A 20,872-nucleotide genomic window follows, 5' to 3' on the forward strand; every position below is an offset into this window, starting at 1 on the left:
GGTGCATCCACCTGCTAAATCCTACCTATAGACGTTTTAGAAGACGGTTTAAAGGTCTTCTACTCATAATAGATCACGAAAAGAGGCTTATCCATTGCGTTACGAATCACTTCAAGCAAAGTTGCCCCTAGCACCCGCCGGCGAAATGGTGTTAGGATTAGCGTCGATGAAACAATTAATGGCGCACTTTAACCATCCAGAAAATCAACTCCCAACCATTCATATCGCTGGGACAAACGGCAAAGGGTCAACCGCCAAAATGGTGGCCACTATCTTACAAGCAGCCGGCTACAAGGTTGGCTTATTCACTTCCCCGTCCTTAGTCGATTTTAATGAACGCATTCAAATCAATGGCCAGCAAATCACTGACACCCAGCTCATGGCACAAGTTGACCGGATGACGGCAGCATTAGGACCGGATGAATATTACACCGAGTTTGAAGTCTTTACCGGACTTGCTTGGTTGACCTTTGAGGCAAATCAAGTAGATTTTGTCGTCTTAGAAGTTGGCTTGGGCGGTAGATTGGATGCTACCAATATCATCAACCAACCACTGGTCACGGCAATCACGAAAATTGCCCTGGACCACCAGAAAATCCTCGGCGACACACTGGCTGAAATCGCAGGGGAGAAGGCCGGCATCTTGAAAGCAGGTGTGCCCTTGGTATTATATCCGCAAGTTGATGAGGCGAAAAGGGTCATCACTCAACAAGCTGACCGCCTTCAAGTGCCTATACATGAAGTCGTGCCAGGGGATATAGAACCGCTAGCTACCTACGCCCACGGATTACAGCCATTTAACTATAAGGGGCACAAGTATACACTCAATCTACAAGCCCCTTACCAGATCAATAATGCCGCCCTAGCCATTGAGATTATCCAAGTTTTGAAAGCACAAGGGATCGTCATTTCTGACCAGGCCATTGAAAAAGGACTCGCGACTGTTACTTGGCCAGCCCGCTTTGAAAGGGTAGCATCGGAGCCTACAATCATCATCGATGGGTCTCATAATATGGACGGGATTTTATCCTTAAAAGAGGCGATTTTAACCCATTACCCAGCTTCAAAAGTGGGCAAAAGGGTCGCTATTATGGGCATGTTAGCGGACAAGGACGTGGCCCCCGTGGTTGAGGCCATTGCCCCCATTTTTCAAAAAATCATTACCGTAACTCCGCATTCAAACCGGGCTTTAGCTGGTGACCAATTGGCAGCTATGATCAAAGCAACTGGGACAGCGGTTGAGTTTGCGGATTCAGACCAGGCAGCTTTAGAAATTGCGGAAGCGGATTTAAAGAAAGACGACCTCTTATGTATATTTGGGTCTTTCTACTTTGTGGGCTATTTAAGGTCCATCATCAAAAATCGGCTATAAGCATGATAAAGAGTTTTCAATATTAAATAAGAAAAGGTGACAATAATGGATATGGAAAGAATTGAAAAGGCAGTACGGGAGATATTGCTTGCAGTGGGCGAAAACCCGGACCGTGAAGGACTTGTTGAAACGCCAGAACGGGTAGCCAAAATGTATGCGGAAGTATTTGACGGGTTAAATAGAGACCCGAGAATCCACACAGAAAAAACCTTTTCTGAATCAGCATCAGAATTTGTATTGGTAAAGGATATTCCCTTCCACTCAACATGTGAACACCATCTATTACCAGTGATTGGGCAAGCGCATGTAGCCTATATTCCTAAAGACGGACAGGTTATCGGCCTATCTAAATTGGCACGGATTGTCGAAGATTTTGCTTTGAGACCGCAATTACAAGAACGGTTAACCAACCAAGTAGCGGACGTATTAGCGGAAGAATTAGGTGCAGAAGGCGTGTTTGTTGTGTTAGAAGCAGAACACATGTGCATGACTTTACGGGGCATCAAGAAACCAGGTGCTAAGACAGTCACTTACGCAACCCGTGGTGCTTATACTGACCGCGGTCGCCGTCAAGAAGTTTTAGATATGATGAATTTATAGTGGATGCAGTGACCATAGAAAGATTGTGACGAGATGTATATTAAACGATTAAATAAAACCTTCAATTTCCCAAGCGACCACACTTGGATCATGGGCATTTTAAATGTGACCCCTGATTCATTTTCAGATGGCGGAGCCTATGTTGCCACTGACGACATGATCGCCCAAGTAGAAAGAATGGTCGCTGAAGGGGTAGATATTATTGATGTGGGCGGCGAATCTACCCGTCCTGGCCACGCCCCAGTGACCCTTGAAGAAGAAATTAACCGGGTTGTTCCAGCAGTTCAAGCTATTCGTCAAGTTTCGGATGTCTTGATTTCAGTAGATACTTGGAAGGCTGAAGTAGCCAGTCAAGCTCTTGCAGCAGGTGCAGATATTATTAACGACCAGTGGGCTGCGACCCGTGAACCAGCAATTGCCAAAGTTTGCGCTGACTTTGATGCGCCTTTAATTTTGATGCATAACCGGGAAGAATACCATGATTATAGCGATATCATGAAAGAGATGAAAGCTGACCTACAAAACGCTATTGATATTGCCCTTGCTCAAGGGATGCGTGACGACCAGCTGATTCTTGACCCTGGTGTTGGTTTCGCCAAAACGGCGGACGACAACTTGTTGGCAATCCAAGGCTTACAAGAATTAGCTAGCTTTAATATGCCTGTCCTTTTGGCTACTTCAAGAAAAGGGTTCTTGGGTAAATTAGTGGATGTACCAGCTAATGAACGCGACGTAGCGACCGCAGCCACAACGGTTTCAGGGATCTTATCGGGGGCTGATATGGTTCGGGTCCACAATGTGAAAGTCAACAAGGAAGCTGCAGCGGTGGCAGATGCGATCAAACGCGGACAAATTGACCCAGTGAGTATTTAAGGAGGGGTTCTGATGGCTACAAGGGATAAAATTTATTTGAATAACCTGCAATTTTACGCCAACCACGGCTTGTTGGCTGAAGAAACGGCCTTAGGACAACGGTTTAATGTGGATGCAGTTCTAGCGGTGGACTTGGCGCCAGCTGGCCAGTCAGATGATATGTATGATTCAGTTTCCTACGCCGATGTCTATACGGTTATAGAAGATGTTGTCGTACATGAAGCACCCGCTAAATTATTGGAACGATTAGCCCACAAGTTAGCCATGCGGATTTTAGGGGACTTTCCACTCGTTGAAGAAGTGACCATCAAAGTGGTGAAACCTGATCCACCCATTCGCGGGATTTATGACAGTGTAGCCATTGAAATACAACGAGACCGGACCTGGTTTAATAAGATGGAGCAGATAAACCAGATGAATGAGGTGAAATAAAGATGCAATCAGACGTATTAATCGCTTTAGGGTCTAACATTCAACCACGACTTGACCACTTGAAAAATGCAGTGACAGCCTTTAAGCAAAATGAAGGGATTAAAGTAGTGGCAACTTCGCCAATCTATGAAACAGTCCCCAAAGGCTACCTTGATCAAGAGGACTTTTTGAATATGGTTGTGCATATCCAAACTGATTTAACAGCAGCTGATTTATTGGCTTTTTGTCAAAGCATTGAACAAGACCAAAAACGAGTTCGGACCATTAAAAATGGCCCTCGTACTATCGATGTGGATATCTTGCTCATCGATGAAGAGATTATTGACACATCAGACTTACTAGTACCGCATCCGCGTATGCATGAACGGGCTTTTGTCTTATGTCCGGCTGCTGATATTGTTGGTCAATGGCAAGTTCCGCACCTGAACAAAACAGTTTCTGCATTACGAGATGCATTACCACAAGCTGAAAAAGATGATGTCCGGATTTCAGGATTGTCACTAGATTTATAACCATTGAAAATAAATGCTTATTAGAAAGGGGAAAATCATGGGTAAAATTGCCTTAAGTATTGTACAGAGCGTAGATGGGTATATCGCTGACTTAGATGATCAGTTTGGTTTTATTGAAGGTATACCAGGTCCTCACTTAAAAGACATCTCAACGAGTGATTCCCCGTATTCACTCGAAGCCTTTTTTGAGGCTTATGACATTATTGTCATGGGACACCAGTCTTATAAAATTGGCTTTGCAACAGATTTCCCAAGTAAAACGATTTACGTGGTTACAAATGAAAAACGCCCTAATGAAGGTAATATCCATTTTGTTAAACCAGGCCAAATAGTGAAATTAATGATGGCTAAGAAAAAGCAAGGCCACCATATTTACCTATATGGCGGGGGAATTGTATTGAAGCCATTTATGGCAGCTAATGCGATAGATGAGTACATTATCGGGACCGTACCGATTATTTTAGGTAAAGGTAAACCTTTATTTTACGAATTAGATGAAAGTATACCTTTACAACTAGACCAAGTTGATGTGATGGGTGGATTAACCATTCATATTTATCACAGACGTTAAATAAATACGAATAAATTATTTTGTTTGTTTTAGAAGTGAAGAAGGTTAAATACACATTTCTACTGTATCAATATTAGGAAGATATATTTTAATAATTGTTTTGACGCTATAATTTGTTTATTTATCCAAAAATTAAAAGGTATGGTTCAATAGTAAACCACACCTTTTTAATTTTTATGAAATGAATTGCATAACAATTACACTTGGTTAAATTCTTCTAGTTCGTAGGCACCTTTGGTATAAACGACATGGGCATAATGGCCGTATTCTAATTCTTCTTTTAGGTCGAATTCTGGTAGGACTTCATGTAGGAAGAAGCGAATGGGCATGTCATGGCTGACGATTAAGACGTGGATGTCTTTCTTTTGGGTTTCCATGCGGACTTCTAGGGCGTCGTCATGGATATCCAACATAGCTTCTTCAATCCGGTTCCAGAAGGTGATAAAGTCTTCAGAATTACCTTCTTCATCTCGGTCCACAAGGTTTTCGATGATGAGTGGGACGTATTGGGTGGAAGGGATTTGGTTGATCCGCATGTCGTCCACTAATTGACTAATGGATTTTGGCCATACTTTCTCGATATCTTGATCTTCTAAACCACCGAAGTTGTACTCTCTAAAGCCTTCAACTGGGAATAGTTGGATATCATTTTCTTGTTTCATTAAGATGCGCTCACCTGTTTCAATACACCGGTCTAAATCACTGGAATAGGCTAGGTCAAAGGGCACATCTGCTAGGGTTTCGGCTACTTGGTCGACTACACGCATGCCGACACGTGTAACTGGTGAATCTGCCCATCCTTGGACGCGTTGGTCTGCATTGGCCGTCGTTTCACCATGACGGACAAAGTAATAATGGATAGCTGCCATAATATTCACTCCTCTCGTGTTTTGGTATTTGATGTTAACTTCATTCTAGCATAATAAACGATTTATGAAAACGATTTCCATAATAATGATGATATATGATCTTATTAACCCAAATCTTGATTCAATTAGTTGAGAGAGTTATTCGCATACTTAGTTCAATAAAAACGAACACTCCTGATTGAAATCTCGTGGGCAATTTGTTATTCGTGGGCAAAAATTCGTGCTAAAATGGAGGATATATGATGAATGCCGGAGGAAATGGCAGAAAAATGAGGAGTGTTCTTTTTGACAAAAGTAGCAAAAGTATTTACTGATGAAGAAAAAATTAAAATTTTAAGTGATATTGTGGCAATCGAGACGGTTGACCGCAATGAGGAAGATGTGGCTAATTATCTTGCAACCCTACTAGGTGAGTATGGAATCGATTCTAAGGTGATTCCAACAGGGATTCCTGGTCGTGCCAACTTGGTAGCTGAAATCGGATCTGGTTCGCCAGTATTAGCAATCTCTGGTCATATGGATGTCGTATCTGCAGGGAATGCGGAGGCTTGGACGTCTGATCCTTACACATTGACTGAGCGTGACGGGAAACTATTCGGCCGTGGATCCACAGATATGAAAGGTGGATTGGCTGCCTTAGTGATCGCTATGATCGAAATTAAAGAACAAGGATTATTAGAACGCGGAACTTTACGCCTGTTAGCTACTTACAACGAGGAAAATGGGGCTGTCGGTTCAATCCAACTAGAAGAAGCAGGTTATGTATCTGACGTTGATGCTATAGTGATTGGTGAACCAACAACAGGGATGATTCACCCATCTCACAAGGGTTCAATGAACTTTGTGGTGTCATCACGCGGTAAATCTGTTCATTCATCTAGACCACGTGGCGGCATCAACGCCATTGACCCATTGATGGACTTTGCTTTAGCCTTCAAACAGGCATTCAAAGAAGCGACAAAAGATATCAGCTTTGGTCAATTAGACTTCTCACCAGTATTGAATTTATACGGGGCAGTTGAAGGTGACGACGCTGGTAACCAAGAATTAGACCAATTATTGAAACAGCCAACCTTTAACGTGACTGTATTCCGTGGTGGTGACCAAGTGAATACCATTCCTGACCACGCAGAAGTTGTCTTCAACATCCGTACGGTACCTGAATTCGACAACGAAGCAGTTAAAGGTGTATTTTCTGAAGTTTACCAAGAATTCTTGGATAAAGGGGCTGACTTCGACCTACAATTAACCCTAGACTTAAAACCACTAAATGGCGGGGTTAATTCAGACTTGGTCCAATTAACCAAATCATTAGGTGCTACTTACCTAAACCAAGACTTGGAAGTTGTGCCAATGACAGGTGGTACGGATGGGGCAAACTTTGTTGCTAACAAACCAGCAGGCTACCCAATCATCATCTTTGGCCCAGGATCAACAACATCACATCAAATTGATGAATACGTGGACAAGGACGAGTATCTAACATTCGTCAACTTATACATTGACTTGTTAGCCACTTATTTAGAAAACAAATAAAACTGGTTTAAAAAAGCTATGACATTCTGGTCATAGCTTTTTTATGCAGCCGGTACAATGGTATCTACTACCATACTATTGTATTTGTCGCATATATCCATTTTCTTTGATAAAATATGAAAGAGACTGTTGCTTTTTTTCGCAACAAATAATCGTTGGAAATGACATGATCATAAAATAAGCGTAGGGGTGTATTGAATATGGTAGAACATAATTTAGAAGAGACGCAAGAACAAGCTGCAATGGGTAAAACCCTTCAAGCTATCAAAGTTGGTGACACTTTCCGTGTAACTGAATCGATTAGAGAGCGAGATGTCTTGTTATACATGGGGGTTACCTCAGACTCGAACCCGGCATACCTACATCAAACGTCACATAAAGCAGGCCTGACTCCAGGTGAAGTTGTTGTACCACCAATCGCCTTGATGGGGATTATTACGCGTACAGTATCGATGAACTTCCCTGGCCCAGGTTCTCGTTTAGTTGAAATGAATATCAATATCATCCACTCTATTCCACATAACTCAATTATTACCTTTGAATTTGAGGTTATCCGTGTAGAAGAATTGAAGCAATTCGTGACGATTCACTGTATTGGAAAATTTACCAATACGACTGGTGACGACCGTGTCCTAGATGCCATGTTGACTGTTTTACCACCACTAGAGCACCTACAAAATGACGCTGAAACGATTGATGCAGGTGTATTCCAACGAATTTCAGGAGGCGACTCAATTGAGTACTAATAAAGAAAAGAAGAAGCTTGTCTTATTTGACGGGTCATCTCTGGCTTTTCGTTCTTTCTTTGCCATCCATAATATCGATTCATTCGTAAACAAGAATGGTATGCATACCAATGCCTTGTTTGCTTTTCATGAAATGATGAATAATATCTTGGAAAAAGAACAGCCGACGCATGCCTTGGTGGCGTGGGACGCAGGTAAAACGACGTTTAGAAACGAATTCTTTGATGAATATAAAGGTGGGCGTCAATCAACACCATCTGAGTTTAGAGAGCAAATGCCATTTTTCAATGTGCTCCTAGATGCCTTTGGGGTTGCGCATTATGAGTTGACTAACTATGAAGCGGACGACATTATCGGGACTTTTGCGACTAAAGTAGACCCTGAAGAATTTGATGTTGTCGTGATTTCTGGGGACAAGGATTTAACGCAATTGGCACGTGACAATGTCCGAGTAGATATCACTAAAAAAGGGGTATCTGAATTAGCATCTTATACGCCAGCTTCGATTATGGAAGATATGGGGATTACGCCTGAACAAATCATTGATATGAAGGGGTTAATGGGGGATTCTTCAGATAACTACCCTGGTGTATCAGGGATTGGTGAAAAGACAGCCCTAAAATTATTACATGAATATGGGTCAATGGAAGCGATGTATGAGCAAATTGACGATATGAAGAAATCGAAGCGTAAAGAAAATCTGATCAACGAAAAGGACAATGCGATTCTGTCTAAAAAGTTGGCGCGGATTGAACTGGACGCACCTGTGAAAATTGAATTAGCTGAGTTACCTTATAAAGGCAAACAGCTTGAACCGCTGATGTCATTTTATAAGGATATGAACTTTAATGGCTTTATGTCTCGTTTATTGGAAAATTCAGACCAGGCGGACTTGTTGACAGAAGATTGGGAAGAGGTTACTTATACGCATGTGGCGTCTGCTGAGGATTTAACAGTGGACCATTTCCCAGGTGTGGCTGCAGCGGATGGGTATGCGATTTACCTTGAAAACTTGAGTAAAAACTACCATGATTCAGAGGTTGTGGCTGTTGCATGGACGAACGGTAGTGAAATCTTTACTGGAGATGCTAGCTTACTACAGGCTGATTTATTTAAATCATGGTTGTCGGATGAGCAAGTCACAAAAGTAGTCTTTGATGCCAAACGAACAAAGGTCATGCTGGACTATGTAGGCATCGACTTTGCAGGGGTTGTGGATGACGTCTTAATCGGGTCGTATTTATTACATGCCCGCGACAATTCTAACGACTTGGCTGAAGTGGCACGCGAATTTGATATGGATGACTTGTCTTATGATGAGTCTATTTATGGCAAAGGGGCTAAACGAGGCGTACCTGAAGAAGCTGAAACCATGTACGAACATATTGCCCGTAAAGTGCATATTATCGCACGTTTACAAGAAACCATTCGCCCGCAATTAGAAGCCAACCAAATGGATGACTTGTACCAAAAAATGGAGTTACCATTGGCTTTAGTATTAGCAAACCTTGAAATTTTAGGGATTTCAGTGGATAAACAACAATTAGTCACTATGCAGGCTGAATTCCAAGAGATTATTGACGGCCTTGAAGCCAATATCTGGAAAGAAGCAGGCCACGAATTCAATGTGAATTCACCTAAGCAATTAGGGGTTATCCTATTTGAAGAAATGGGCTTACCGGTGATTAAGAAAACGAAGACTGGTTATTCAACAGCCCAGGATGTTTTGGAAAAATTGGCTGGCCAAGCACCAATTATCGACTTGATTTTAAACTACCGTCAATTGAATAAATTGCAATCGACTTATGTTGAAGGGTTACAAGAGTTTATCCACGAGGATGGTAAAATTCACTCTCGTTTCCAACAAACCTTAACATCAACAGGTCGTTTATCATCGGCTGATCCAAACTTACAAAATATTCCAATTCGTTCTGAAGAAGGTCGGAGCATTCGTAAAGCCTTTGTGCCAAGTCACGAAGACTGGGTTATTTTTTCAAGTGACTACTCACAAATTGAATTACGGGTGTTGGCCCATATTTCTGGTGACAAGCACATGCAGGAAGCCTTCAACAACCAAGAAGATATCCATACTTCAACAGCTATGAAAGTCTACAATGTGGCTAAAGAAGAGGTGACGTCTAACATGAGACGAAATGCCAAGGCGGTAAACTTCGGGATTGTCTATGGAATTTCTGACTATGGTTTGAGCCAAAACTTGAATATCTCTCGCCCAGAAGCTAAGAACTTTATTGATACTTACTTGGAAAACTATCCAGGTGTTCAAGCTTACATGAAGGATGTTGTAGAGAAAGCCAAAGAAGATGGTTATGTAGAAACCTTATTCAACCGTCGTCGCTACCTACCTGATTTGAAGTCGAAGAACTTTAACGTACGTTCATTTGCTGAACGTAATGCCATGAATACGCCAATTCAAGGGACGGCGGCGGATATCATTAAAATAGCCATGGTGAAGATGGATGAAGCGTTAAAAGAACATAAGTTAAAAGCCAATCTATTATTACAAATCCATGATGAGTTGGTCTTTGAAGTGCCAAAAGATGAAATTGAGACATTAGAAAAATTAGTGACTGAAATCATGGGGTCAGCAGCCCAACTAGATGTGCCATTAGAAATTGAATCTAATTACGGTGCAACTTGGTACGAAGCAAAATAATGAATCAAAAGAGGTGCAGTTAAAATAGACTGACACCTCTTTTCTAGCCTTTGAAATAAAATGGATAAGGATGGCAGATATCTTGCAAGCTTTACCTCCTACTTGTCTTTTCAATAGGCAGGTTTTGCATTAGAATGGTATGAAGAAGAGAAATTAGAAAGTGGTGTAGTGATGCCAGAAATGCCCGAAGTGGAAACGGTTCGACGCGGTCTAGAAGAAATTGTTATTGGTAAGACAGTATCGTCTGTGACAGTGACTTGGCCAAGAATTATTCAAGCAGAAGGTGGCGTGGAGGCCTTTGAGAGCCGGATGCCAGGCCAGCAATTAGAGAAAGTAGGTCGAGTAGGAAAATTTTTACTTTTCTATTGGACTGATGTAACATGGATTGCCCATTTACGGATGGAAGGCAAGTACCTATATGACCCAACGGATTGCCCGGTAGACCAATATACCCATGTTATTTGTCATCTGACTGACGGTCATGACCTTCGTTACAGAGATGTTCGGAAGTTTGGCCGGATTCATATGGTTGAAAAGGCGGATACTGAAGCAGAGATTGCCAAGTTGAAATTAGGTCCTGAGCCAGAAGATTTAACCTTTGATTATCTGCAAAAGCGTTTTGATAAGACAATAAGACCCATCAAGGCAGTTCTTTTAGACCAAGGGGTTATTGCAGGAATTGGCAATATTTATGCGGATGAAATCTTATTTGCAGCGAAAATCCACCCTGAACAAAGCGCTAGATCATTATACGACGAGGAAATTCAAGCCATTATCACTGAGAGTCGTAGGATTATGGCGTCAGCTATTGAAGTTGGTGGGACAACGATTCGAACCTATACCAATACCTTCGGTGAGAATGGTCATTATGCCGATTATTTAAAGGTCTACGGGAAGAAGAGCCAACCCTGTCCACGATGCGGCACTGAGATTGAGAAAATTAGCGTGGCTAAAAGAGGGACGCATTTCTGTCCACATTGCCAGCGCATTCACCTTTCAGTTAAAAACACTACATCATCTATTTAAACGTAAAATGGAGGCACTATGAGTCATATTTTAGGACTAACCGGCAGTATTGCCACAGGTAAATCAACAGCAAGTAAATTTTTTAAGAAAGCCGGGTTTCCAGTCATCGATGCAGATTACGGAGCGCGGGTGGTTGTTGAACCAGGACAACCAGGCTTAGAAGCGGTTAAAGCGCATTTTGGAGAGGATATTGTCTTTCCAAATGGGGTTTTAGACCGTAAAAAACTAGGCCAAATTATCTTCTCAGATGATAAGAAACGAGAGAAGCTGAATGAATTGTTACACCAACCTATTCGCGACTGGTTAAACAGTCAAAAAGACAAGTATGAAGCAGAAGGACATGAACTGATTGTCATGGACATTCCTTTATTATTTGAAGGAGATTTCATGGATGCATGTGACCAGGTGATGGTTATTTATGTGTCAGAAACCATCCAATTAGACCGGTTAATGCAGCGGGATAACTTAACTTCAGTTGATGCTTTTCAACGAATGACTAGTCAAATGTCCATTGAACGAAAAGCCATGATGGCGGATGTGGTGATTGATAATTCGGGATCTATTGCAGAGACTGAACAACAATTGGATGCATGGGTCGGCATCTCTGGTTTTCAACCGCTAAAATAGTGGTTTAATAGCCTTTGTGCTATAATAAACCGAGCAATAATTCAAGTATATTAAAATTGAAAGCAGAGGTGTCAAATATATGCAATGTCCAAATTGTACTTCAACCAATTTAAAAGTAATTGATAGTCGACCAGCGGAGAATAATACCTCTATTCGTCGACGTCGAGAGTGCTTAGACTGTGGCGCCCGTTTTACCACTTTCGAGCGCATCGAACGAACACCCTTATTAGTCGTTAAACGTGACGGAACTAGAGAAGAGTTTTCTCATGAGAAAGTTTTGCGTGGCCTGATCCGCTCTGCTGAAAAGCGTCCTGTATCAGCTGACCAACTTGAACAGGTAGCCAATGATGTTGAATCTGAGTTGCGGTCTCGTAGCCAAAATGAGGTACCAGCTTCTGAAATTGGGGAATTGTTGATGGCGGCTTTACCAGATATTGATGAAGTGGCTTATATTCGTTATGCTAGCGTATACAGACAATTTGAGGATCCGACTGTTTTCCTAAGAGAAATCGAACGGTTAAGAGGGCGGAATGACCAGGGTGAAGGCGATGCGAAACCTGAAGAATCGAACCAAGATCATGTAGAAGACTAAATATTTCATAGAAGGGAGGGTAATGCCAGTGACATACCCATGGCAAAATTTAGATCCAAAAGGGCTTGTTCAAATTACCCAACCCCACTGGATTTCAGATATTGACCAGCAAGTCCTACTTCATTTATACCAACCCATTATTGGCGGCACTGCTTACGCCTTTTACCAGACTTTATATGCCAATATTCAACTGTCTGACTTTGCCTCAATCCCTTTGCGCCACTTCGATTTGATGGAACAAATGGTGGCTGGTAAGGAGCAATACGTGAAGGCCAGACGGCAACTTGAAGCAATTGGCTTATTACAAGTTTTTGAAAAAAGTAGTCATCAAAATCAAGATGATGTGACGACGATTTATCAATTGCAAGCACCTTTGGATTCTAAGCACATTTTCTCTGACCCGATTATGTCTAGTCTTTTAATGGGCCGGTTGGGTCAAGACCGCTATCAATTGATGCTAGACAAGTTTTCAATCAAAATGCCAGTAGACTTGAAATCAGGAGATTGGACGGAAGTGACCGCTACTTTCCAAGATGTCTACCGATTACCAAGTCAATACTATCCCATTTCGGATGAGATTGAGGATAAGTTGGTAGCTAAAAATAGTCAAACTAAGGCAACTACAATCACTAGTTCAACCTTAGATATGAACGCCTTAAAAGAGTTGCTGCAATCGTCATTCATCTCTGAAAAAGCTATTACAGCTGAAGTGAACGAGATGTTTGTATCCTTACATCAACTCTATGGTTTTGATGAGGTGGACTTGAAAGAATTGGCCTTATCAGCGACTGATTTAAGGACCAATACGATTGACGTACGCAAGTTGCAGCGCCTGGCTTTAGACAAATCGAGCAGTCAAACAGGTATAAGCAATGTTCAGCCAGCAAAGGCATCTACACAAGGGACTAGTAGCGGTTTAACGGACCGGATTACAGTTTCAGAGGCCAGAGGCCGCCAGCAGGCAGACCAAGCTGATCAACATTGGCTAGGGAAAGGGCTCTCAAAAGAAGAGTTGTCATTTTCTAAATTGGCTAGGTCTTATCCACCAATTGCCTTTGCCAAATCAATTAAGGAACAAAAAGGCGGCTATCTGACTAAGTCTGAGGGGAACGCCATTACTGAGTTAATCCAGTTAGAAGTGATTCAGCCGGCGACCTTAAATGTGATGGTGCAATTCTGTTTGATCGAGTTGGAACAGAACCGGCTGACGCGCTCATACCTAGAGAGTGTTGCGGATGACTGGCGTCAAAACAAGGTGGTTGAGCCTGAAGAAGCCATGTTATACTTGAAGCAACGTAAACAGAAGAGTGCTGAAAATTATGAAAAACGGCAAAAAAACCGGATGGCTAAAGGTCGTTATCAGACGCAGAAGCAGTCGGTTAAACCAAAATGGTTAGACCCTGATTCAAGACAGGATAAATATCAAAAACCAGTGGTGGCGCCAAAGACAGGTGACCAAGAAGGGCCTAAGCAAGACACGGCAGTCAAGCAAGAAAATAAGGCATCCTTAAGTGCGCAAGAAGCAGAAATTCAACAATTACTGCATTCATTAAATCAAAAAGAAGGTGAGTAAGTATGGCTGACAACAACCAAATGAAAAATGTGGGGGACTCCTTAAAACAGCAGTTCAACCGCAACCCCATGTTCAAAGAGCGACAAGCAAAAATTGAAGGCATTGTTCAAAGTGATCCGGATGTCCAGGCTTTTCTTGCCAAACATCAATTAACCTTTGAAGATGAAATCGTGAAGAAATCTTTTTCAAAATTATATGAGTTTGCGCGCGAGAACGGCAATGATGCTTTGGGCCAAAAGAAATTCGTCCAATATGCGCCAAATTTGATTATGAACGTGAACTTTATCGATGTGGATTATCATCCAACTGAAGCCTTTATCCAACAACAAGAGGCCGAAGAATTGAACAAGCGGGTGACTATGGTCTCAATGCCGAAAAGTCTGCGGTCAGCTTCTTTTGAAAAGATGACGAAAGATGACTATCAAGACCGATTTGAAGCGATTCAAAAGAGTCTACAATTTATTTCAGCCTATACCAGTAAGCCAAATGCCTATCATAAGGGTTTGTATCTACACGGGCAATTTGGGGTTGGGAAAACCCATATCCTGGCTGCTTTAGTCAATACTTTGGCTGAGCATGGGGTCAAATCTACCTTGGTACATTACCCAGAATTGTTAGTAGATCTGAAATCACGTATCCGGACCAACACTGTTGACCAAAGAGTGAATGAAATTAAGCAGGCGCAAGTGCTAGTGTTAGATGATATTGGTGCTGAATCTAATAGTGAATGGGTCCGCGATGATGTGCTGGGTGTTATTTTGCAATACCGGATGCAAGAGCAGTTATCGACTTTCTTTACCTCTAATTTCTCAATGGCAGAGTTGGAAGAATTCCTAACAACGACTAGAGAAGGGGTAGATGTGGCAAAATCAGCTCGTATCATGGAAAGAATCAAGTATTTAAGTGAAGAAATTACAGTTGGAGGTAGAGACCGTCGTAACGGTTAATACCTTCTTTTTTATTGCCATTTTCACAGCAAAATATTTGTACACTTAACTTTAAAATGATAAGCTATACTTATATCATATATAGAAGCTAGATGAAGGAGGTGAGTGAATGGGTGGATTGAGAAAGTTCCTTCAAATCCTATTTTCACTCTTAGTTTTATTAGCGGTAGTGGCAACAGCTGCAGTCATTTATCCAATACCATACGTAAGTGACTTTGTTGACCAATATATTGTGTCTAATCAAATATTAGTGAATACGGTCATTGTGCTATTGGCACTTGCATTTATTTATTTTGCGGTTGCTTTAATTTGGGCATTGGTCGCACCAGCAAAATCACGTACCTTGAAAGTAGCTAATGACTTTGGTGAGGTGAAAGTAAACCGTGATACAGTTGTACATGCGGTACACCAAGAGTTATTAGATGTGAAAGAAGCGTCTAATAAAAATGTGACAGTGAAATTTGGACGCAAACCAGAAAATACTAAAGTCACTGTTGATTACGCTACAGATAAAAATCAAGCAGTTCAAGCGATTTCTGATCAAATCGCAGAAAAAGCAAGACTTGGTGCAGAACGCGTTTTAGGGACAAATATTCAAAATGTAAAAGTATCTGCCGCACCGTATGATGCGAGCCAGGTAAGCCAACAAGGTCGCGGTCAAAACCAGGCGCGCGTTAGATAATCTTGGTCAAATAGGACCGAATTTTGATAGGGGGCACAGAGCATATGAAACAACCACCACGTAGTTGGTATCCATATAGAAATCGTATTATTGGCGGACTAATTGCTTTCATTTTTGGTTTACTGTGGATGTGGTTAGGTTTTGGACCTGCCTTATTTATCCTAGTATTCTCAGTAATTGGATACATTGCAGGGGCATATTTTGATGGTCAAATTGACTTAGGAAGCTGGTTCTCATTTTTCAATTTTTAGCGTCATATCGTTTGAGTTAAGTAGATAAATTTGCTATGATAATTAAAACTTATTGGTTATATAATTTAATAATAAAAGAAATGGGGTATTTTACATGTCAGAAAACGTAAAACACACAAATGATTTAACTTTTGAAAACCGTGTTTTGGAAAAAATTGCTTTTTATACAGTTCAAAACATTGAGGGTATTTTAGAGTTAAAAGGTAACTTTACTTCAGGAATTATGAACTTCTTCTCTAACGGCGAAGACGAAACTAAAGGTGTTAGCGCAGAAGTTGGTAAAAAAGAAGTAGCTTTAGACCTTGAAGTGATTGCTGAATATGGCAAAGATATTCCAGCCGCTTTTGACAAAGTGACTAAAGCAGTGAAAGAAAACGTTCAACAAATGACCGGTTTAACAGTTGTTGAAGTGAACATGAACGTAAACGACGTGTTAACACGAGCTGAGTATGAACGTGACCAAAATGAACAAAAACGTGCAGCTGAACAACAACGTCGTCAAGCAAACCAAAGTGGTCAATACACTGACGGTTCACGCGTACAATAATTTTCACCTAAAGGAGGCGAATTTACACTCGTCTCTTTTTTCCTTGAAATCGTCTATGCGAAACGGTTTCTTATGAATTTTGTTTGACAATTATAGGCTCGATGCTTATACTTATTTTGAAATCAGATAACTATATCGATGATAAGAGACAAGCTTTAGGATTGGACATTAGGGACAAGTTGGTTAGTGAGAAACTTGCAAGATCATATAGCGAACCACTCTTTAGATCGCACCGAAACAGATGGCATTATGCACATGTGATAAGGTGTACGGGTTGCCCCCATTATCAGCAATTGAGGATAAGGTATGCCCTGCATATATTATCGAACTTGGGTGGAACCACGCATATTGTTTATTAGCGTCCCATTCTAGTCTTATAGGCTAGGATGGGGCTTTTTTTATTTTTCAAAAGGAAAAAGGAGGAAAAACATGATTGACTTAGTATTCCCAGATGGGGCTAAAAAATCATTCGAAGCAGGCGTGACTGGTCGTGACGTTGCTGCATCAATTAGTAACTCATTAGCAAAACGTGCATTAGCGGCTAAAATTGACGGTGAATTGGTGGACTTAAATGCCCCAATTAATGAAGGTGGCGCGATTGAAATCGTTGACCCTAAACATGAAGATGCATTAGGTATCTTACGTCATTCTACTGCCCATTTAATGGCGCAAGCGATGAAACGTTTGTATCCAGGCATTAAATTTGGTGTCGGTCCAGCCATTGAAACAGGTTACTATTATGATACGGACCAAGAGAAACAAATTACTGAAGAAGATCTACCAGTAATTGAAGCTGAAATGGCTAAAATTGTAAAAGAGAATTATCCAATTGAACGTCGTGAAGTGACACGTGCTGAAGCGAATGAAATCTTTGCGGATGATGAATATAAATTAGAAATCATCGCAGATTTACCAGAAGATGAAACGTTAACAGTATACTCACAAGGGGAATTCACTGACCTTTGTCGTGGAATCCATGTACCATCAACTGGTTACATTAAAGAATTCAAACTATTATCTGTTGCCGGTGCATACTGGAGAGGTAACTCAGATAACAAAATGATGCAACGTGTTTACGGTACAGCATTCTTTGAGAAACGTGACTTGAAAGAGTTCATCAAACAGCGTGAGGAAGCTAAAGAACGTGACCACCGTAAATTAGGTAAAGAATTAGATATCTTTATGGTAAATCCTGAAGTTGGTTCTGGTTTACCATTCTGGTTACCAAAAGGTGCTACAATCCGTCGTATTATCGAACGTTACATCGTTGATAAAGAAGAATCACTAGGTTATGAGCATGTGTATACACCAATTATGGCAGATGTTGAATTTTATAAAACTTCTGGACACTGGGACCACTACCATGAAGATATGTATCCACCAATGGATATGGGTGACGGTGAACAATTAGTTTTACGTCCAATGAACTGCCCACATCACATGATGGTTTATAAAAATGATATTCACTCTTATCGTGAATTCCCAATTCGGATTGCGGAATTAGGTATGATGCACCGTTATGAAAAGTCAGGCGCTTTATCTGGTTTACAACGTGTACGTGAAATGACTTTAAATGATGCGCATATCTTTGTACGTCCAGACCAAATCAAAGAAGAATTTACGCGAGTACTGCAATTAATCAAACAAGTCTATGATGACTTTAATATTACAGACTACCGCTTCCGTTTATCTTACCGTGATCCAGAAAATACGGATAAATACTTTGATGATGACGAAATGTGGGAAAAAGCACAAGCAATGCTAAAAGAAACAATGGATGACTTAGGTTTAGAATATTTTGAAGCCATTGGTGAAGCAGCGTTCTACGGTCCTAAATTAGATGTTCAAATGAAAACTGCTTTAGGTAACGAAGAAACAATGTCTACTGTTCAATTAGACTTCTTATTACCAGAACGCTTTGACCTAACTTACGTTGGTCAAGACGGTCAAGATACACACCGTCCAGTGGTTATCCACCGTGGTGTCGTTTCAACAATGGAACGTTTCGTAGCTTACCTAATCGAAGAATACAAAGGAGCCTTCCCAACTTGGTTAGCACCAGTTCAAGCGAAATTAATCCCAGTTAACGATGACGCACATGGTGACCATGTTGAAGAAATCCGTCGTCGAATGAAGGCTGCTGGTATGCGGGTTGAGGTGGATAATCGTAACGAAAAAATGGGTTACAAGATTCGTGAAGCACAAACACAAAAAATCCCATATCAATTAGTATTTGGGGACAACGAAATAGCTGAAAACACAGTAACAGTACGTCGCTATGGCTCTAAAGAAACATCATCAATGCCATTTGATGAATTCTTAGCACAATTAGAACAAGACATCAAAGCATATAAATAAAGGGTGTAAGAGTCGACACAACGTTTTTATGAGAGATTGTCTTGACCAATCAAATAAAATTAGACTAAATAAACCCAAATTAAAAAAAGAAGGCTGAGATTTTTTCTCAGCCTTCTTTTTTCTTCTATAAGTATAATTCGCCTGCTTGTAATACTGGCTCTAAATGACCTAATGGAATGGTTGCCATACTTGGGCGTAGTGTACCTTTGTTTTCATCGCGTCCTTGTACTACTAAATTTGCATCTTCTTGTCGGTACATGTTGATGCCTTTCACAACTAATTGTTGTGTCTGATCATTAGCATATCTGTTAAATAGTACCGATAGCTTAACAAAGGGCAGTTGCGTCATCATTGGATAATCACCCATGGAATCGCCAAATACCATGGCTGGTTCTTTACCGTGAGTTTCTACCATAAAGTTTTTGATTACTTCAACTTTTCCTAGACCTTTAGTAATATATGTTCCTGCTTCTAAGCGTGAATCCATAACCCCTTCTTGATCAACCTCATAGCATTGACCAAAGACTTGACTAGCATCTAAATTAAAAGGTGATTTGGTTACGATTGAGCGAACTAAATCAATTGGACTAGCTGTAATGATATAAATAGTAATATTATTATCTCTTAGTGCTTGCCATAAATGTAGAATTTCGTCAGGAATCCGGATTCCTTGTTGGATAGTAGCTTCGACTTTTCCAACTTTACTCTTAATATGCGGGCTAGAAAATAGACGACGAAGTGCAATAGGCTTAGCTAAAGCATCTTCGAATACAGCAGTAGATAGGGCTTTAAACTCATCTACTGTATAGCCCTTAAACCAATAAATAGGCGAATTTTCACCAGGTGTTCTTTGAAATTTACTACCTACTTTTTGATAAAATAACCGAAGTTTTGCGGCAAACTCATCGAATTGTGTCAATTCTTTCACTTGGTCTAGAGGTAAACGCTCGCTTTCATCTAAAGCAATATGGTCTGTGTATAGGACTTGGTATTGCGCGATGATATCATCAGCCAAGTCAAGATAGGTCGCTCTATTTTGTGAGTTTGGAAAAATAGGTTGATTGAAATTCATAGGCCCATTTGTTAATACTTCATAGAATTCATCAGGTGTCATCTTATAGGCTAAATGATCTATCATATACATCATTAAATGGTCTTCTATATCATGCATGATGGTCGTATTATCAAAATCGAATACGGCATATTCGGTATCAGGCCTATCTGTATCTAAATCAGATGCAGATTCCTGAATGACTGTGTTTAAACGTTGGACAACAAAGGGGTCCCATTTTTGTTGATTGATATTTAACGGCATAAAAATCTCCTCATATATATATTGAATTCATCATTCGCTTATTTCCCATTATAAAGGAATAGTAATAAATTCATGTAAAATCTAAGTCATAATTAAGTAAATACATTGATTATCTAAGATAACATTGTAGATCGTGGTGGTTATAGACACCAATTGTCTCTAGAAATGATTCGATTGTGGTTGGCCCGACAAATTTAAACCCGCGTTTCTTCAGTAATTTCATCAGCGCTTTATTGATTTCGTCTTCATTTCCGTCAAATTCGACCACTAATTGTTGTGCTGTTTGGTAGATGAAATCTCTAAAACTTGGAAAATGAGTATCTTCTTCGATTGCTAGCGCACACTGGGCGTTGTTTATCATAGCTTGGATTTTTTGGCGGTGACGAATGACCCCTTCATCAAGCATAAGCCGGTCAACATCAGCTTCATCAAACTTGGCCAAGGCCTCCATGTCAAAATCAGCAAAAGCTGCTCTCAGTGCTGGCCTTTTTTTCAGGATTATAGCCCAGGATAAACCAGCTTGCATGGATTCTAAGCACAGGGCCTCAAAGACTTCCTGACTAGTGGGTTTATCTTGACCCCATTCCTCGTCATGATAAGCAACCATGTTTGGGGTATTGGCAAATTGACAGCGTATGACCATGAAAAAAAACTCCTTCACCTTGCAAGTTTCACTAGGATTTCTTAGTGTGTCCAAATTATAGCAAATTTAATCCAATTATAATAGTTGGGTTCGTTATAAACGATTACTCATGATTAAAGTAAGGTA

At 40.7% G+C, this 20,872-nt stretch carries 21 protein-coding genes; 18 read left to right on the forward strand and 3 right to left on the reverse strand.

What is annotated here, in order from left to right; all coding sequences use genetic code 11:
* Positions 1-94 precede the first annotated feature (94 nt).
* The 6 genes from AWM74_RS06950 to AWM74_RS06975 are packed head-to-tail and all read left to right on the forward strand — an operon-like array spanning position 95 to position 4,360.
* Positions 95-1,372, forward strand: coding sequence for a bifunctional folylpolyglutamate synthase/dihydrofolate synthase (locus tag AWM74_RS06950; RefSeq protein WP_034257970.1), 1,278 nt, complete (start codon positions 95-97; stop codon positions 1,370-1,372).
* Positions 1,373-1,414: 42 nt separating this feature from the next.
* On the forward strand, positions 1,415-1,972 hold the full coding sequence (gene folE / locus AWM74_RS06955) for a GTP cyclohydrolase I FolE (protein ID WP_201784328.1): 558 nt from the start codon (positions 1,415-1,417) through the stop codon (positions 1,970-1,972).
* Between the two features lie 33 nt (positions 1,973-2,005).
* Entirely contained in the window at positions 2,006-2,845 is an 840-nt protein-coding gene (gene folP / locus AWM74_RS06960; protein ID WP_026465446.1) for a dihydropteroate synthase, read from the forward strand.
* A 12-nt stretch (positions 2,846-2,857) separates the two neighbouring features.
* Positions 2,858-3,277: a dihydroneopterin aldolase gene (folB, locus tag AWM74_RS06965; protein WP_016897734.1), complete on the forward strand. Its 420-nt coding sequence runs from the start codon at positions 2,858-2,860 to the stop codon at positions 3,275-3,277.
* A 2-nt stretch (positions 3,278-3,279) separates the two neighbouring features.
* Positions 3,280-3,789, forward strand: coding sequence for a 2-amino-4-hydroxy-6-hydroxymethyldihydropteridine diphosphokinase (gene folK / locus AWM74_RS06970; protein WP_026465445.1), 510 nt, complete (start codon positions 3,280-3,282; stop codon positions 3,787-3,789).
* 37 nt (positions 3,790-3,826) lie between these two features.
* The gene (locus AWM74_RS06975) at positions 3,827-4,360 is read left to right on the forward strand and encodes a dihydrofolate reductase family protein (RefSeq protein ID WP_034257968.1); all 534 of its coding nucleotides are present in this window, start codon (positions 3,827-3,829) and stop codon (positions 4,358-4,360) included.
* Between the two features lie 197 nt (positions 4,361-4,557).
* On the opposite strand, the gene AWM74_RS06980 is transcribed toward AWM74_RS06975, so the two are convergent.
* The gene (locus tag AWM74_RS06980; protein ID WP_026465443.1) at positions 4,558-5,229 is read right to left on the reverse strand and encodes a histidine phosphatase family protein; all 672 of its coding nucleotides are present in this window, start codon (positions 5,227-5,229) and stop codon (positions 4,558-4,560) included.
* Positions 5,230-5,505: 276 nt separating this feature from the next.
* On the opposite strand from AWM74_RS06980, the gene AWM74_RS06985 reads away from it, so the two are divergent.
* From AWM74_RS06985 to thrS, 12 genes are all read left to right on the forward strand, one after another.
* A complete protein-coding gene (locus tag AWM74_RS06985) occupies positions 5,506-6,765 on the forward strand; it encodes an ArgE/DapE family deacylase (protein WP_026465442.1) in 1,260 nt (419 codons plus the stop codon).
* Positions 6,766-6,965: 200 nt separating this feature from the next.
* Complete coding sequence (locus AWM74_RS06990) at positions 6,966-7,511, forward strand: hotdog family protein (RefSeq protein WP_034257964.1); 546 nt, start codon at positions 6,966-6,968, stop codon at positions 7,509-7,511.
* Entirely contained in the window at positions 7,462-10,185 is a 2,724-nt protein-coding gene (polA, locus tag AWM74_RS06995; protein WP_051218146.1) for a DNA polymerase I, read from the forward strand. Before AWM74_RS06990 ends, polA begins: the two co-directional genes overlap by 50 nt.
* Before the next feature lie 171 nt (positions 10,186-10,356).
* The gene (mutM, locus tag AWM74_RS07000; RefSeq protein ID WP_026465440.1) at positions 10,357-11,211 is read left to right on the forward strand and encodes a DNA-formamidopyrimidine glycosylase; all 855 of its coding nucleotides are present in this window, start codon (positions 10,357-10,359) and stop codon (positions 11,209-11,211) included.
* 18 nt (positions 11,212-11,229) lie between these two features.
* Positions 11,230-11,838, forward strand: a complete 609-nt coding sequence (coaE, locus tag AWM74_RS07005; RefSeq protein ID WP_026465439.1) for a dephospho-CoA kinase — start codon at positions 11,230-11,232, stop codon at positions 11,836-11,838.
* A gap of 79 nt (positions 11,839-11,917) precedes the next feature.
* Positions 11,918-12,430, forward strand: a complete 513-nt coding sequence (nrdR, locus tag AWM74_RS07010; protein WP_026465438.1) for a transcriptional regulator NrdR — start codon at positions 11,918-11,920, stop codon at positions 12,428-12,430.
* Positions 12,431-12,452: 22 nt separating this feature from the next.
* Positions 12,453-14,003 carry a DnaD domain protein gene (locus tag AWM74_RS07015; protein WP_026465437.1) on the forward strand — a complete coding sequence of 517 codons (1,551 nt, stop codon included), beginning with the start codon at positions 12,453-12,455 and terminating at the stop codon, positions 14,001-14,003.
* A 2-nt stretch (positions 14,004-14,005) separates the two neighbouring features.
* Positions 14,006-14,950 (forward strand): primosomal protein DnaI, encoded by a 945-nt coding sequence (gene dnaI, locus AWM74_RS07020; RefSeq protein ID WP_003142001.1) that lies wholly within the window; start codon positions 14,006-14,008, stop codon positions 14,948-14,950.
* A gap of 109 nt (positions 14,951-15,059) precedes the next feature.
* Positions 15,060-15,632 (forward strand): alkaline shock response membrane anchor protein AmaP, encoded by a 573-nt coding sequence (gene amaP, locus AWM74_RS07025; protein ID WP_016897721.1) that lies wholly within the window; start codon positions 15,060-15,062, stop codon positions 15,630-15,632.
* Positions 15,633-15,676: 44 nt separating this feature from the next.
* Positions 15,677-15,883, forward strand: coding sequence for a DUF2273 domain-containing protein (locus tag AWM74_RS07030; protein WP_016897720.1), 207 nt, complete (start codon positions 15,677-15,679; stop codon positions 15,881-15,883).
* 94 nt (positions 15,884-15,977) lie between these two features.
* Positions 15,978-16,430: an Asp23/Gls24 family envelope stress response protein gene (locus AWM74_RS07035; RefSeq protein ID WP_016897719.1), complete on the forward strand. Its 453-nt coding sequence runs from the start codon at positions 15,978-15,980 to the stop codon at positions 16,428-16,430.
* A gap of 429 nt (positions 16,431-16,859) precedes the next feature.
* A complete protein-coding gene (thrS, locus tag AWM74_RS07040; RefSeq protein ID WP_026465435.1) occupies positions 16,860-18,788 on the forward strand; it encodes a threonine--tRNA ligase in 1,929 nt (642 codons plus the stop codon).
* Between the two features lie 124 nt (positions 18,789-18,912).
* Here the strand turns inward: thrS and AWM74_RS07045 are convergent, their stop codons facing one another.
* Entirely contained in the window at positions 18,913-20,103 is a 1,191-nt protein-coding gene (locus AWM74_RS07045; protein WP_026465434.1) for a haloacid dehalogenase-like hydrolase, read from the reverse strand.
* Between the two features lie 109 nt (positions 20,104-20,212).
* On the reverse strand, positions 20,213-20,746 hold the full coding sequence (locus AWM74_RS07050; protein ID WP_026465433.1) for a DNA-3-methyladenine glycosylase I: 534 nt from the start codon (positions 20,744-20,746) through the stop codon (positions 20,213-20,215).
* Between the last annotated feature and the right edge of the window lie 126 nt (positions 20,747-20,872).

The sequence above is a fragment of the Aerococcus urinaeequi genome (genome assembly GCF_001543205.1).
GTDB lineage: Bacteria > Bacillota > Bacilli > Lactobacillales > Aerococcaceae > Aerococcus > Aerococcus urinaeequi.

Coding starts and splice junctions, on each gene's coding strand:
- folP (WP_026465446.1), top strand. CDS start 2,006: ATGTATATTAAACGATTAAATAAAACCTTCAATTTCCCAAGCGACCAC.
- folB (WP_016897734.1), top strand. CDS start 2,858: ATGGCTACAAGGGATAAAATTTATTTGAATAACCTGCAATTTTACGCC.
- folK (WP_026465445.1), top strand. CDS start 3,280: ATGCAATCAGACGTATTAATCGCTTTAGGGTCTAACATTCAACCACGA.
- AWM74_RS06975 (WP_034257968.1), top strand. CDS start 3,827: ATGGGTAAAATTGCCTTAAGTATTGTACAGAGCGTAGATGGGTATATC.
- AWM74_RS06980 (WP_026465443.1), bottom strand. CDS start 5,229: ATGGCAGCTATCCATTATTACTTTGTCCGTCATGGTGAAACGACGGCC.
- AWM74_RS06990 (WP_034257964.1), top strand. CDS start 6,966: ATGGTAGAACATAATTTAGAAGAGACGCAAGAACAAGCTGCAATGGGT.
- polA (WP_051218146.1), top strand. CDS start 7,462: ATGCAGGTGTATTCCAACGAATTTCAGGAGGCGACTCAATTGAGTACT.
- mutM (WP_026465440.1), top strand. CDS start 10,357: ATGCCAGAAATGCCCGAAGTGGAAACGGTTCGACGCGGTCTAGAAGAA.
- coaE (WP_026465439.1), top strand. CDS start 11,230: ATGAGTCATATTTTAGGACTAACCGGCAGTATTGCCACAGGTAAATCA.
- nrdR (WP_026465438.1), top strand. CDS start 11,918: ATGCAATGTCCAAATTGTACTTCAACCAATTTAAAAGTAATTGATAGT.
- AWM74_RS07015 (WP_026465437.1), top strand. CDS start 12,453: ATGCCAGTGACATACCCATGGCAAAATTTAGATCCAAAAGGGCTTGTT.
- dnaI (WP_003142001.1), top strand. CDS start 14,006: ATGGCTGACAACAACCAAATGAAAAATGTGGGGGACTCCTTAAAACAG.
- amaP (WP_016897721.1), top strand. CDS start 15,060: ATGGGTGGATTGAGAAAGTTCCTTCAAATCCTATTTTCACTCTTAGTT.
- AWM74_RS07030 (WP_016897720.1), top strand. CDS start 15,677: ATGAAACAACCACCACGTAGTTGGTATCCATATAGAAATCGTATTATT.
- AWM74_RS07035 (WP_016897719.1), top strand. CDS start 15,978: ATGTCAGAAAACGTAAAACACACAAATGATTTAACTTTTGAAAACCGT.
- thrS (WP_026465435.1), top strand. CDS start 16,860: ATGATTGACTTAGTATTCCCAGATGGGGCTAAAAAATCATTCGAAGCA.
- AWM74_RS07045 (WP_026465434.1), bottom strand. CDS start 20,103: ATGCCGTTAAATATCAATCAACAAAAATGGGACCCCTTTGTTGTCCAA.
- AWM74_RS07050 (WP_026465433.1), bottom strand. CDS start 20,746: ATGGTCATACGCTGTCAATTTGCCAATACCCCAAACATGGTTGCTTAT.